The following is a 13,618-nucleotide window of genomic DNA, read 5'->3' as shown; positions in this document are numbered from 1 at the left end:
CATCAACTATGTGAATCGACACCGGCTGATTGATTCAAGCTATGCGTTGGACCGATCCTGTCGCGGTGCGCCAGATGTCGTGCATGAACAGCGCGCGAGAGACCGAGCCCGGAAAGCTGCAAATGCTGGTGCTGGAGCGCCGGGATGATAGCTGCAATTTGGCCCGCTTCTACGTGCTGGCGATCGAGCCGACGCTGTTTGGCGACACTGCCTTGATCCGCGAATGGGGGCGCATTGGCGCCAACGGCCGGCGCCGCCTCGATCTTCACGCCGATCATGAAACGGCGGCTGAAGCACTCGACGTCTGGCTGACGCGCAAAGCAGCGCGCGGCTACCGGCTCCGCTGTCCATAGCCGGTAAGAGCAGGGGAGGGGCCTGGTTTTGGACCGGCGACCGGGGAATGCTTGCTCTCTGGCCAGTTTCAGCTATTCGGGGCGCGCTTTCCCCCTGAATCAACGAGGTTTTCGATGACCAAGAACGAACTCATTGCGGCTGTCGCCGAAGGCACGGGCAAGACCAAGGCTGATGTCGGCGCTATCCTGGCGTCCGTTGCAGAGGTCACGGCCAAGGTCTTGAAGGAAGGTGGCGATGTCACCCTTGGCGGTATCGGCAAGCTCGCTGTCGCCAAGCGCGATGCACGCCAGGCTCGCAATCCTTCGACTGGCGCGATGATCGACGTTCCGGCCAAGACCGTCGTCAAGTTCAAGGTCGCTAAGGATCTCGCCGAGACAGTTGCTTGATCCTGATTGCTGCCGAGTGGAGGTGCCGTTCCCGATGATCTTATCGCCAGAGCTGCACCTCTTCAGCTCTTATCGCAAACCGAAATCAAATAGAATTTGCTGACTATTGGAGATAGTTCTGCAATTGAGGGATGGTCTCACTCTTTCCTCCTGGAGAGCGGAATGTCTGGCAACAAGGCCGAGCTTCTCGAACTGACGACATCGGTCGTTGCAGCCTATGTCTCAAATAACGACGTTCAACCATCAGACCTCGTTGGCCTGATCGCGAGCACCCATTCCGCACTAGCAAAGCTTGGCACCGAGTCGGAGCCTGCTCCTGCGGTCGCCGTTCCCCTAGTTCCAGCTGTCCCGATCCGAAAATCGGTCACGCCTGATGCGATCATCTGCCTTGAAGACGGCAAGAAGTTCAAATCCCTGAAGCGTCACCTGAGCACATCCTTTGGCATGACGCCCGAGCAGTATCGCCTGAAGTGGGGCTTGCCTGTCGACTACCCGATGGTGGCTCCCGCCTATGCCGAAGCGCGTTCCGCTCTCGCCAAGTCGATGGGCCTTGGGCGCAAGGCTGCGCTGGGCGCTAAAAAGAAGCCCGCAGCGCGCGCGAAAGCGGTCCGCGTCAAAAGCTAGGCTCAGCCTGTAGGCATGAGAGAGCGGCGGGAGAGGGGCGTTCTACGAGCGCTTTGGTCGGTGGGTAGAGCCCGGCGGCCTTCGTCAGATTGACCCGGAAATACTCGCGGGGGCGTTGGTCGCGCCGGGTCATTTCGGCGCTGACGTGACCCAGTTGCTTTTGGACATCGCGCTCGCCTACCTCGGCCGGGTGCGCGCTCGGCGCGCAATGAGCGTCCGGGCAACTTCGCCGCACGTTCGCCTTCAAAGAGATCGCCGCGAACGCCGTGCGCATTGCAGGTGGCAGTCGCGGCGCCAGAGGCTTGGGCCGTGACGTTGAGCCCGACAATCTGCGGATCCGGGGGAAGGGGAGTTCGCCCTTCGCGTCGGCGCCAGGCGCAAAAATGCTTCCAGTCGGAGGTATCGCTTCTCGACCATATCAAGGGGATGATCGCGAGGCGCGCATCGACAGCGATGCAGGTCAGACCGCTCTCGCCGAAGCATTGTGCGTCGGGCGCCAGCGACGCGCCGGGGAGGATCGGCCGCCTCGGCACAGGCGAGTTCCTCGCTCTCGAACCGGAGGTGATGATATGTGGCTGATGCCGCTTAGCGTCACTGTGACGGTGAGAAAAACCCGGACAGCCTGGCAAGCCGCTGTCCGGGTCCAGATTCTAATCTAAGTCGCTAAAGGGCGGCGGCTGTTGACGCATCCGCGGTCCACTTCGACAAATTAGCGCTTGGTGGCCCGATCTGCAAGTTCGGACGGAAAGTTGTGACGATCGCATCTGGCTACCTACCGTTGCGTTAGGTAAAGCTTCCTGACCCGCTCGATGACGAGTGGCTTAGGAGAGCGATATGCACAAACTGCTTCTGGTCAGCGCTGCCTACCTCGCGCTGGCGGCGTGTACTTCAACCGGCGCGCCGAGCCCGAGCCCGAGCACCGCCAGTATGAACGTAGCGTTCAAATGGTGCGGCGCGTCGCCGGAGTTCACCATCGGAAATGTCCCGGCCGCGACCAGGTCGCTCAACTTCCGCATGCTCGATCGCATGGCGCCGTCCTATCAGCACGGCGGCGGCACCGTGCCCTACACCGGGAAGGGCAGCGCCTCGGTCCCATGTGGCGCGCTGACCGGAGGCTACAACGGGCCGAGCCCGCCGCCGCCCCAGGTTCACGAATACGAGTGGACCGTGACCGCACTCGATTCCAGCGGGGTCACGCTCGCCGTTGGCAAGGCGATGCGGAAGTTCCCTGAATAGAGGCACGCAATGGCTCGACAGCCCTGTCAGGGGGCTGCCGAGCCGCTCGTCGATGCCGCGCTATTCGCGGATGTCGTCTTGGACTCAGGTCTCCGGGGGCTGAGGCGCCACCAAGCCCAAGCGGCGTCCCTGATCCAGCAGAGATTTCACTGAAGAGGCGGCCCACTGTCGCCCGCCGCGAGGTGTGCGTTCTCGCATCCGCTCGCGGATGGATAACGGGCCAAGCTCGACTTGCGCTATCATCAACAGTGATCAGCATCTCTCGCTTTTCTTTGCAAAAAGCGCGCGCCATAGTCCGTCGGTTGGGTTGATTAGGGGGCGGCTATGAATCAGCTTCGCGTGTCTGAGGCTGTCGAGGCAGCCGCAAAGGCTCTGCACGAGTCTGTTCGTGATCCTCATCAGTTCCGGTGGGAGACAATGACTGAACATTGGCGTGTCGAAATGCGCGCCTATGTTCGCCCGTGCGTCCTGGCTGCGCTGAAGGCGTCAGATGAATTCGCTGCGCGCCCCACCAATCGGCGTGTGCTTGGGACGCGGCCGCGTCTGGAGATGGTTTCGCGCTGAAGGCTTGGTCCGGAAGATTTGGCGCTTGCCAGGCCGGTCCGGTGACCGCCTCAATCAGGTTTCCGGTCTTTGCGTGCCTTTGGCAGGATTGCTGCTGCTGCCTCGCGCTCTTGCGTCTCTTTTTGCAGGCGCAGTTCTCTCAGGCGGGCTGTGTTGGTATCTCGTGCCTGGGCGATCGTGTCGCTTTCGGACAGGATGCGCTCGCGAACCATCGACTGCGTCTGCGTTCTCAGAAACGCATTATCGGCGTCGATCCGCTGCTTCGACTTTTCATTCATGCGGGAACCTTCGAGTCATTGCTATGGTCGCGTCGACGAGCGAGGCACCAGCTCGACGAGGATAGACTGTTTCACGACCCCACGTCCCGTTGCTTGGTTAGATAGACGCGGAGGTCGAGTGCGACGGCGTCTTGCCGCTGGTTGTGCGGTGGAACTGTTGATAGGAGCCGGAAGCGGCGCTAACGGGGAGACCATGCCTCATCGCTTGTCGCGTACTGCCCGAAATGTCCTGTTACACGGTCGCTACGCCCATATGGGCGGCCGGAGCTTGAGCCAGCGCGCCGTAAAACTCAGCCTGATCGCGGCAGCTTATTCCGCGGCCGAACTGCTGGCTGAGCCAGGGATCGGTCCGTCGCGCGCGCTCGAGATCGAGACGTGGCTGAAAGAGCAGGGCTGGACGTTTCGCTTGTCTACGTCGCATGCCGCCGACCTGCGAACGGGGCAAGATGAGACCGCAAGCGAATAGCCGAGACCGGATCTCGCTCCCCGCAGTCGTCTGACCCGAGCGACATCGGCTGCAAACGCCACGCGGCTGGCCTCAGCAGCTGACGATGGCAGCGGACGAGACCGGCCCGAAGTGCTGGCAGGTCGCGTCCGCCCTCCGCCAAGCTGCAAGGGGATCGCCTTAGATCGCCAGCCGCGCGGCTTTTCCGAGCGCCTGGTCGGCATCGTTATAGTAGCGCGCGGCTTGCTGGACCGAGCGGTGCTGGGACTGGCGCATGGCTGCGGGCAGGGCAACGCCGTTGCGCGCTGCCTCGGTCAGATAGCCCGAGCGCAGGCCATGCGCGGAAAACGCGACCGGATCGAGCCCGGCCAGGGCGCAGCGGCGTTTTAGGATCAGGTTGATCGCCTGGGGCGTGAGCGCCCGGTCGTCGATCGCCTCCCAGCGGTCGATCGCCCGAAACACCGCGCCCTTGCTGATGGCGGCGCGCTCGAGCCATTCGCGCAGAGCCTCGACGGGAGGCCCTATCAGCAGCACCCGGGCATCGTCGTCGGCTTGGCTGTTTTTGGTTCGGCCGAGCGCGATCGCCATGCAGGGCAGGCGCGCGGAGTTTGGATCATCCGGATCGAGCGGCACATCCGCCTCAAGGGTGAGCTGCTCGAGGCGTAACCGGGCGACCTCGCTGCGCCGGCGTCCGCCCGAGGCGAAGGCAACAAGCAGGATGGCGAGATCGCGTGTGTCGGCGAGACGGTCCGACTGGCAGGTCGCGATCAATCGGTCCAGAATGTCGCGCGTGACCGCGCGCTTGCTTTTGCGTCGGCGCGGTTTTGCACTCGCCCTGACCGCCAGGCGCACGCTGGTGCGGATCGCTGGCGTGCCGAGCGGGCTCTCAAGCCCTTTCCAGCGATGCAGCGTCGCCCAATGCGCCAGGCGGCGTTTGACCGTCGAACTCGCATGGGGACCTGCGCTGCGCAAATGGTCGCCGGCACGCAAAACCTCATCGACCTCGGCTGGCATGCCGTGAGCAGGATCGCTTTCGCGTTGGGCCGGATCCCAGAGATGATGGGCGACGAATTTCAACACCAGCGCTTCGGGCGCCGGCCAGGGCAGGGCAGAGCCCGTCGAAGCGAGTGACCAGGCTTCGAGATAGGCCAGGTCCGAGGCCAGCGCGCGCAGCGAGTTTTCGCCCATGCCCTCCCTGGCCAGGTGCCGAAGCGTCGCGACATCGTCGTCGGTCAGGATGTGCGCCAGCTTGTCTCGGCGCTCGAGCGGCAAAATCCCGGCGAGTGCGTCGAGCTGCAGGGCGCGCCGCGTTTCTGTCTCGGTCGAGAGCAGGGCGATCGAGGTCACGGGCGCTCCTGGTGCGGCTCACATGGGCCGATTTCGTCGACCAAAGGCCCGGCTGACGTCGCCGGCGGCGTTTTGGAGCGCCAGAATCGCCGATTTCGGATCGCATGTCCATCACTATCGATAAGAGGTAATTATCGATAGTGATATGCACGTTCCAGCGGGTGTCGATGTGAAACAAGCCAATTGCTATTTGACTTGGCTATGATAGATTTATAGGCGTGAATTTAACTCGCTATGACATATCGCGCAGCGAGCGCCAGGCGCTGATTTCGGACTGCGCTACAGCCTCCGAAGCCGCGGCGATCGCGCTCGCCCGCTGCGACGAGCGCCTGGCGCGGGCCGAGCCCGTCCTGGCCGAAGGGGCGCGCCAGCGTGGCCACGCCTTTGAAGCCCAAGCCCTGATCGGGCTCAGCGGCGGCCTGTGCCCGCTCGAGGATCTCGTCCTGCACGACGCCGGCATGGATGTGCGCAGCCCGACGCGCGAGATCGCCCGCGCCGCCGCCATTTTTGACGAGCGCCGGCGTCTGGCCCGGCGCGAGCCAGGCGAGATTCTGAACCCGATTGCCCTGCGGCTGCGGCTCGGGATCGAAGGACTAGAGAAACCGGACCAGACGGACAGGGCGACGATCCCGTTGGTGCTCGCGAAACAGGTCGCGGCGTCCTGGGACCGGATTGGACGGGGCGACGAGGAAGACCAGGTCGATGACGATGACCTGGACCTGGAGGACGAGCGTGATCATGGCGATCCGGCCTTCGCCGAAATCGATGCATTGCTGGTGCGGACGCGAAAAAAGCTCGACGCCTGGAACGATTTGTCCTCCGACGCGGGCCGCAAAAACCTGATTTTGCGCGATCCAGCCTATGACGCCGCCGGGAGGTTTGAGGGCTGGCTCGCCATTCTGGAGGAGGGGAGGGGGCTGCCGGCGACCCTCGCGGCCGCGCTCGCGCTCGATGCCTGGCTTTGGCTCGAACCCTCCGAACGCGCGGGCGAGCTCGGCTTTGCGCTGGCCGCGACCCTGTTGCGTCAACGCGGGCTGGCGGCTGCGCATCTGCCGGCGCTTGGGCTTGGGCTGAGACGGGAAAAGTTTCGGTGGAGCCCGCATCAGGCGCTCACTGTCCGGATCGCGGGGCTGCTCGGCGCCCTCAGTGAGGCCGCGACATTTGGCCAGACGGATCTCGATCGGCTGTCGCTGGCGCGGACCCTCATGATGCGGAGGTGTGTCAATAGAAGGGGGAATTCGAAACTGGCGGAGCTGGTCGACCTGTTCGTGTCGTCGCCGCTGGTCACGGTGCAATGGGCGGCGGCGCGGCTGCAGGTCACGCCGCAGGCGGTCGAGGCGATGCTGAAGGAGCTTGGCGGCAGCCTGCCGCGCGAACTCACCGGCCGAAAGCGCTATCGGGCCTGGGGAATTATATAGATTGTCCACCTGCTTCTATGGCGGGGAGACGGCGGCTCATCATGCTGCCAGTAGAGAAGGGCCGGTTTCTGTTCCTGCGTTGCGCGGCAATAGCTTCTTGCTTCGTCTGGGCGCTGCGAGCCTCCCCACAACTCAAGCCGCAGCCATTCATAACGACCTGCTTCAATGGCTCAAGGAGCTTCAGGCCGCGGGATGGAGGCCAGACGGCCCAGGGCAACGAGTGCCGGCCCCTTAGAGTCCGTCGCCAACCGATCACCGCTACACGCATGTGAATGTTCGCTTCCTGGCAACCGCGCGATGTCCGCTTTTGGCGCGATGCCGAAGCTCCGCGCACTGGTGAGCAGGGAGGCCCGCTACGACATTTCTGCCATTGCCACGCGTGTTGCTCCTTTCATACCATCTACTGGTTGCCTTTGGACGATCGACGAGCACGGCGTGAGGTACTTTTCCATACATCTGATCTTCGTAGGCGCTCTGCTCTCAGCTGGAACTCAGCACGCTGCAGGGCAGGATGCTGCCCTCAAAGCGGTGCAGCGGCAATTGATTGCGAAGGGTTATAAGCTCGGAACACCAGACGGGTTCATAGGCAAGCGTACGGAGGAGGCCCTCCGGAACTTTCAGCGCGATCGAGGGCTTGAGCAAACTGGGCGCCTGAATCGCGACACAGTCTCAGCGCTGCGAGACGTTTCACCGGCGCCACCACCGATGATGACGCCTTCTCCGGAAACCGTGCCGGCCCAGGTGGTGACGCCACCAGCGCCATCATCGTCGAACTCTATTGATAGCCTTTCGTCTCTGCCGGCTCCTGCGCCTATGCCTGCTCCCCCAACGGCCGACGACGTCGCGAGACCGTCCTTCAGCTCGAGGAGCGTGGCGGGGAAATCAACAGGCATTCCGCTTCCCGGTTGGGGGTGGTGGTTGGTCAGCGGACTCGCGGGAGCGATTATTGTACACCTCCGACGGCTCTCACAGAGGCCAATTTCCGCTGTTCAATTGACGGCGACCAGTGTGCCTCTGAACGAGAACGCATCGAAGCTTCCGGCCCATCCGGAAAGTCCCGCTGTCGCTGTCGCCTTTAATCCGTTGAGGCCGGCTGTCTCGCCCACCGATCAGCGCTCCACACGACCATCTTCGAAGATCGCTTCCCATGTCTCGGTCAGCAACAACGCAGCCGTGGCTTCAGTATCGGCTCATAGGGTACCGGAATTCTATATATCCCCGATCATCGACGCCCCAACCCGCCAGGGATCGGGAAGCGCCCCAGGAGGAGCTGGATTGGGAGGCGCCAAGGGGCAGGCTCATGATGGTACGGCTTGGCTCCACCCTGGCAAGGAGGTGTGGGTCAAGGATATCGCGATCCGTGGCGGCTTGTTTTATCTGGGCGAAAAGCTTGGGACCGAAACGTGGAGCGAGGAGAACTGCCTTGTTCGCCCCTCGCTCCCAGTCGCCAAGCCTGGAAAGGCCTCGGCGATCGAGTCCGGTTACCACCGGCACTATTCTCATGCCCCTCCAGAGGTACGGCGTGCTTATCTGGAATGGCTTGCGTCTGGACGCGATGATCCAACGACGCCGGCAGGCTTGGTCGCGCTGTATTTCTTCGGGCTCGAGTATCGGATGTTTCGGGATGTGCCCGGAGAGGAGGCACCGGCGCTTGTCGCGGAAGTCGAACGCTTGCGGCAAGTGTATGGTGGCGAAGACTGGCTTTGCAGCTATTTCGATGCATTTCTCGTCGCTGCCCGCGTTGGACTGCGGGGTGCGCCAGTGCCCATTCTGGCGCATGAGCGGGCGAGCTACCTCTACGAAATCCCCTTCGACCTGCGTATGCATCTCGGAGCCAAGATCGCCGCCAAGCAGCCCTTCGATGCCGACGACGCCCTGCTCTGGATCGCCAATGTGCCCGACGTCCATCTTCGGACGCCGGCTCTGCGCTGCCGGGATGAGTTCAAGGTGTTGTGGACGGTTCGCTTCGGCGAACTCTATCCGGGCGGGCTCAGGGTCAAAGCTCCCAAGAGGAGGCTGAAACTCCTCTACCAGGCGGCAAGCGGCACCTTCGAAACGTCGATTACCGGCCCTCATGAAGCGCTTCCTGATATCGTCGCTGTGTCGGGGCCCATCGCCAAGCTGCGCGAACTCGTCGATGCCTGCACGACTGAGCTTGAGCCCTTCAGCCGTTTGATTGGCCGCAGGCCACTGGCGAGGGACAGCTCTCTCGCCCTCCTGCTGCTGCCGGAGCCACTCCGCAAACCTGCATTGAAGGGCAAACTTTCAGAGGGCGTCGACCGGCTGGCCGGTCCCGCACGGGGCGCCATTGTGCCCTACCGGGAACTCCTGTCGCTGATAGATTCCGAGCTCGCGGCCTCGGACAAGCCGCACGCTGCCATACAGGATCAGGTGGCACGAATCCTGGGTGAGCTTGATTTCGCGGTCGAGCCCGATCGCCGCTACGGTGGACGCGCCGTCGACGCTACCACCCACGTCGCTCTATTCAGCGCCATCGGCGGGGCGGCGGTCGACCCCGACAGCGGTGCCTATCAGAGCATGCGAATTCTGGTTGAGGTCGCGGTGCTCGCTGCCGCGTCCGATGGCGACATAACCGACGATGAGATCGCGGCGATCAGGAGAACCATCGAACGACAGGGGCTGACGCAGGCCGAGAAGCTGCGCCTGATCGCCTTTGCAGCTTCGTTGCGTCTAGATCGTCCCAAGCAGCAAAATGTACTGCGAAAGCTACAGGAGCGTCCGAAGACAGAACGCGCGGTCATCGCCCAGTGTGCTCTTGCGACCGTGATGAGCGACGGTATCGCGTCTGCCGCAGAGGTCCGATTCCTTGAGCAGCTCTACCGTGCGCTGGGCCTTTCGACCGACGATGTCTACGGCGCAATCCACCGTTTCTCACCGGATGGCCACACGCCGACGAGGCCCATTTCGAACAGCACAGGCGAACGGACGGAAAGCAAGGTTGCGGTCGACCCCGAGCGCCTGCGAAAGCTCCGACAGGAGACGCAGGAGGTATCGCGACTGCTGTCGGATATCTTCGTCGAAGACAGCGTCGATGAACCGTCGAAGACCGCCGCCGTCGAGGCCTCGGCCTATGCTGGCCTCGATCAGGCTCACGCCGCCCTGCTGGACGCGATCGACGAGGCCGATGGAGGGTTGTCCAGGCCTGCCTATGACGAGTTGGCGCGCCGGCTTGGGCTGCTGCCCGACGGCGCCATCGAGACGCTCAACGACTGGGCCTTCGACCGCTTCGACGAGACTCTGATCGAGACCGATGTCGAGATCATGATCGTTCCCCATCTGCGCGCGAACCTGCGCGAGGCCAAGGTATCCCTGCGATGACGAGCGCTCCTCCACCTATCCGTCCCAAGGATCGCGACGGTATCCTCCAGGCGCTGGCCGCCGGCGTCGTGCCGCGTGCGGGTCTCCGCCACATCCAGGTCGGGCGCGCCGGCGAGATCGGCGTGCTGGTCAAGGACATCGACCGCATCGCGGATGGCGGCGCAGCGATCCGCTTCGTGATCGGCGAGTATGGAGCGGGCAAGACGTTCTTCATGAACCTCGTTCGGCTGATCGCGCTCGAGAGGCGGCTGATCACGATCCATGCCGATCTCGCCCCGGATCGCCGGCTCCATGCCAGCGCCGGCCAGGCGCGCGGGCTCTATGCCGAGGCCGTCCGCAACATGGCCACCCGGACCAAGCCCGACGGCGGCGCGCTCGCCAGCGTCGTCGAGCGCTTCGTCACCGAGGCCGTGAAGGAGGCGCAGGCCGCGAACCGCCCGGTCGAGACCGTCATCGACCAGCGGCTCGCCCATCTGCAGGAGGAGGTCGGCGGCTACGACTATGCGGTGGTGCTGAAGGCTTATTGGCGCGGCAGCGAAGCCGGCGATGAAGGGTTGAAGGCGGCCGCGCTGCGCTGGCTGCGGGCTGAGTACACGACCAAGACCGAGGCGCGCCAAGCGCTCGGCGTCCGCACTATCATCGACGACGACAACGTCTACGACGCGCTAAAGCTGCTGGCAGCCTTCGTGCGCCTATCTGGATATGCCGGGCTGCTCGTGGCGTTCGACGAACTCGTCAACCTCTACAAGCTGCAGAACGCCCAAGCCCGCAGCCAGAACTACGAACAGATCCTGCGCATCCTGAACGATGTGCTGCAAGGCAATGTGCAAGGGCTCGGCTTCATGCTGGGCGGAACGCCGGAGTTCCTGCTCGATACGCGCCGCGGCCTCTATAGTTACGAGGCCCTGCAGAGCCGGCTGTCCGAGAACGCCTTCGCGCGCAACGGTCTCGTCGATCTGTCCGGCCCGGTCGTCCGGCTGTCGGCGCTGACGCCGGAGGATCTGCACATCCTTCTGTCCAACATCCGCCACGTCGTCGCGGGCGGTAATCCGGCGACGAACATCGTTCCCGACGAGGCGCTCGACGCCTTCATGCATCACTGCGCGCAGCGGATCGGCGAGGCTTATTTCCGTACGCCTCGGAACACGATCAAGGCCTTCGTCCAGCTCCTGGCGGTGCTGGAGCAAAACTCAACGGCCGATTGGCGAGAGCTGCTCGGCCATGTCGAGGTGGCGCGGGATGACGGCGCCGCCGCCTCTAGCGAGGCGGCGGACGTCGGCGCTGGAGATGACGATCTGGCCACGATCAGGTTCTGAGGCCGTGGACGCCTATGACCGCCTCGATCCGCAAATCCGGCGCTGGATCCGCGAGCAGGGCTGGGCCGGCCTGAGGGATATCCAGGCGGACGCGATTGGCGCGATCATGGAGGGTGATGGCGACGTCGTGATTTCGGCCGCGACCGCCGCCGGCAAGACCGAAGCTGCATTCCTTCCGATCCTCACATTGGTCAATGGGCGGAAACCCGCAGGATTATCTGTTCTATATGTCGGCCCACTCAAGGCGCTGATTAACGACCAGTTCAAGCGCCTCGACGAACTCTGCGAGCGCATGGAAGTACCCGTCGTGCGCTGGCATGGCGACGCGCCGCAATCCGCCAAGTCCCGGACGCTGAAGCAGCCCTCCGGGATCGCGCTGATCACGCCCGAATCGATCGAGGCGATGCTTATCCGACGTCCGAGCGACGCGGTCAGGTTGTTGAGTGAGCTCGATTTCATCGTCGTCGACGAGCTTCACTACTTCATGGCCGGCGCGCGCGGTCTGCATCTGGCGTCGCTCCTCAAGCGCATCGACGCCATGGCGACGAGGCCGGTGCGTCGGGTAGGCCTGTCGGCCACGATCGGAGACCTCGATGCTGCGCGAGCCTGGTTGCGGCCGGGCGCACCGGAACGCGTAACCCTCGTCGAGAGCAGGGGACGTAGTGGCGAGCTCCAGCTTCAGATTAGGGGCTATGTCGATCATGGCGATCCGCCCAGCGAAGACCCTGATGGTGATGAAGTCCATGGCGAGGGCCCTGTAGAGGGCGAGGGCGCAGAGGAGGCTGATGACGAGCAGGTCGCTCGTCCAATGCCACCGCCGCCGGTCAACGCTCGCATCGCCGACCATCTGTTCGCGACGCTCAGGGGGCAGAACAATCTGGTCTTTGCCCCCGCGCGCAATCTCGTCGAGACCCTCGCAGACGGCCTGCGATCACGCTCAGAAGATGCGGGCCTGCCCAACGAATTCTTCCCCCATCACGGCAGCCTGTCGAAGGATCTCAGGGAGCCACTGGAAATCCGCCTCAAGGAGGAGCACCTGCCGACGACGGCCGTCTGCACCTCGACGCTGGAGCTCGGGATCGACATCGGTTCGATCGCGTCCGTTGCTCAGATCGGCGCGCCGCGTTCGATTGCGGCGCTTCGCCAGCGCCTGGGCCGCACGGGGAGGAGGGAAGGGTCTCCTTCGGTGTTGAGAATCTATGTCAGCGAAGCCGCCATCGAAGACACGACCTCGATGCTGGACCGGCTCCGTCCCGGCATCGTGCGCGGCGTGGCCGCGATCCGCTTGCTCGCGAAGCGCTTCGTCGAGCCGCCGGCCGCCAGTGCAGAACTCGCCACCGGCCTGCTCCATCAGACGCTGTCGATCATCGCCGAGAAGGGGGGAGCGCGGGCCGATGCGATCTTCAGGACGCTGTCTGGTCCGGGGCCTTTCGCGTCGGTGACGAGCGCCGACTTCGTCGCGCTCGTCAGGCATGTCGCGAGCAAGGAGGTCCGACTCGTCGAGCAGGCTTCCGATGGAACCCTGATGCTTGGCGAGCGAGGCGAGCCGCTCGTCCAGGCGAAGGAGTTCTATGCCCTGTTCGAGAGCGGCCCCGAATGGAAGCTCGTCGTCGGGGCGAAACCTCTCGGCACGATCCCGCTCACCAATGTTGTGGCCGTCGGCAATCTGGTTGTGTTCGCCGGCCGCCGCTGGCAGATCGAAGGCGTCGATGAACGGCGCAAAGTGCTTCAGGTCGTGCCGCACAAGGGCGGGCGCGTCCCAATGTTTGACCGCAGGCAAAGCGAGGCCAGCCACGATGTGCTGGTTGCTGAAATGAGAGAGGTCTACCGGAGCGACGATATACCCGCTTTCCTCGATGCCACCGCTAAAGAGCTTCTGGCGGAAGGCCGACAGGCTTATCGGCTGCTGAAACTGGATGTCGTATCTACGGGATCCGATGGCAGCGACCTGAATCTGTTCCTGTGGCGCGGCACCGAGTTTTCGGCGGTTTTCGCCGTGGTTCTCGCGATGGTGGGGCTGAATGCCGAGCCTCACGATTTTGGTGTGACGATCGCAGACGCAACCGAAGCGAGGCTTGACGCGGCTCTCGCGAAACTGCGTAGCCTGCCTATGGCCGAATGGGACCGATTACCGGACTTCATAACAAACATCCAAGCCGGCAAGTTCGACGAAGATGTGCCTATCGAGCTTCTCAAACGGTTTTGGCTTCGCCGGAACAAGGCCCTGATCGATGATGTTCGAACTAGCCTCAGGTCCTGGACGAGCCATGGGCGAGGGTAGGAGCGTGACAGCCTGATCGACCTATCAAGC

General features: G+C 63.5%; 11 protein-coding genes and 1 pseudogene. 9 read left to right on the top strand and 3 right to left on the bottom strand.

Features of this window, described 5'->3' with window-relative positions:
• Positions 1-41: 41 nt before the first annotated feature.
• The 3 genes from BMZ97_RS27235 (at position 42) to BMZ97_RS27225 (ending at position 1,364) form a co-directional block, all read left to right on the top strand.
• A complete protein-coding gene (locus BMZ97_RS27235; RefSeq protein ID WP_244546628.1) occupies positions 42-353 on the top strand; it encodes a WGR domain-containing protein in 312 nt (103 codons plus the stop codon).
• Positions 354-467: 114 nt separating this feature from the next.
• The gene (locus BMZ97_RS27230) at positions 468-740 is read left to right on the top strand and encodes an HU family DNA-binding protein (RefSeq protein ID WP_092177353.1); all 273 of its coding nucleotides are present in this window, start codon (positions 468-470) and stop codon (positions 738-740) included.
• Between the two features lie 162 nt (positions 741-902).
• Positions 903-1,364, top strand: a complete 462-nt coding sequence (locus BMZ97_RS27225) for a Ros/MucR family transcriptional regulator (protein ID WP_092177351.1) — start codon at positions 903-905, stop codon at positions 1,362-1,364.
• A 67-nt stretch (positions 1,365-1,431) separates the two neighbouring features.
• Here the strand turns inward: BMZ97_RS27225 and BMZ97_RS31660 are convergent.
• A pseudogene (locus BMZ97_RS31660) lies at positions 1,432-1,630 on the bottom strand (integrase); the annotation flags it as partial.
• Positions 1,631-2,198: 568 nt separating this feature from the next.
• Here BMZ97_RS31660 and BMZ97_RS27215 point away from each other — a divergent pair.
• Positions 2,199-2,600 carry a YbhB/YbcL family Raf kinase inhibitor-like protein gene (locus BMZ97_RS27215; protein WP_244546627.1) on the top strand — a complete coding sequence of 134 codons (402 nt, stop codon included), beginning with the start codon at positions 2,199-2,201 and terminating at the stop codon, positions 2,598-2,600.
• A 614-nt stretch (positions 2,601-3,214) separates the two neighbouring features.
• On the opposite strand, the gene BMZ97_RS27210 is transcribed toward BMZ97_RS27215, so the two are convergent.
• Complete coding sequence (locus BMZ97_RS27210; RefSeq protein WP_092177349.1) at positions 3,215-3,442, bottom strand: hypothetical protein; 228 nt, start codon at positions 3,440-3,442, stop codon at positions 3,215-3,217.
• Positions 3,443-3,710: 268 nt separating this feature from the next.
• Between BMZ97_RS27210 and BMZ97_RS27205 the strand changes: the two genes are divergently transcribed.
• The gene (locus BMZ97_RS27205; protein ID WP_139221354.1) at positions 3,711-3,908 is read left to right on the top strand and encodes a hypothetical protein; all 198 of its coding nucleotides are present in this window, start codon (positions 3,711-3,713) and stop codon (positions 3,906-3,908) included.
• A gap of 159 nt (positions 3,909-4,067) precedes the next feature.
• On the opposite strand, the gene BMZ97_RS27200 is transcribed toward BMZ97_RS27205, so the two are convergent.
• Complete coding sequence (locus BMZ97_RS27200) at positions 4,068-5,234, bottom strand: tyrosine-type recombinase/integrase (RefSeq protein ID WP_092177345.1); 1,167 nt, start codon at positions 5,232-5,234, stop codon at positions 4,068-4,070.
• Positions 5,235-5,452: 218 nt separating this feature from the next.
• Here BMZ97_RS27200 and BMZ97_RS27195 point away from each other — a divergent pair, with 218 nt between their 5' ends.
• The 4 genes from BMZ97_RS27195 (at position 5,453) to BMZ97_RS27180 (ending at position 13,588) form a co-directional block, all read left to right on the top strand.
• Positions 5,453-6,652, top strand: coding sequence for an RHE_PE00001 family protein (locus tag BMZ97_RS27195; protein ID WP_092177343.1), 1,200 nt, complete (start codon positions 5,453-5,455; stop codon positions 6,650-6,652).
• A 1,275-nt stretch (positions 6,653-7,927) separates the two neighbouring features.
• The gene (locus BMZ97_RS27190) at positions 7,928-9,991 is read left to right on the top strand and encodes a tellurite resistance TerB family protein (protein WP_244546626.1); all 2,064 of its coding nucleotides are present in this window, start codon (positions 7,928-7,930) and stop codon (positions 9,989-9,991) included.
• Entirely contained in the window at positions 9,988-11,307 is a 1,320-nt protein-coding gene (locus tag BMZ97_RS27185) for an ATP-binding protein (RefSeq protein WP_092177339.1), read from the top strand. Before BMZ97_RS27190 ends, BMZ97_RS27185 begins: the two co-directional genes overlap by 4 nt.
• A gap of 4 nt (positions 11,308-11,311) precedes the next feature.
• The gene (locus BMZ97_RS27180) at positions 11,312-13,588 is read left to right on the top strand and encodes a DEAD/DEAH box helicase (protein WP_244546625.1); all 2,277 of its coding nucleotides are present in this window, start codon (positions 11,312-11,314) and stop codon (positions 13,586-13,588) included.
• The last annotated feature ends 30 nt before the right edge of the window (positions 13,589-13,618 follow it).

Source organism: Allobosea sp. OK403 (assembly GCF_900113835.1).
Lineage (GTDB): Bacteria > Pseudomonadota > Alphaproteobacteria > Rhizobiales > Beijerinckiaceae > Allobosea.
The sequence above is the reverse complement of the archived record's forward strand: the minus strand, read 5'-3'. Positions and strand labels throughout refer to the sequence as shown.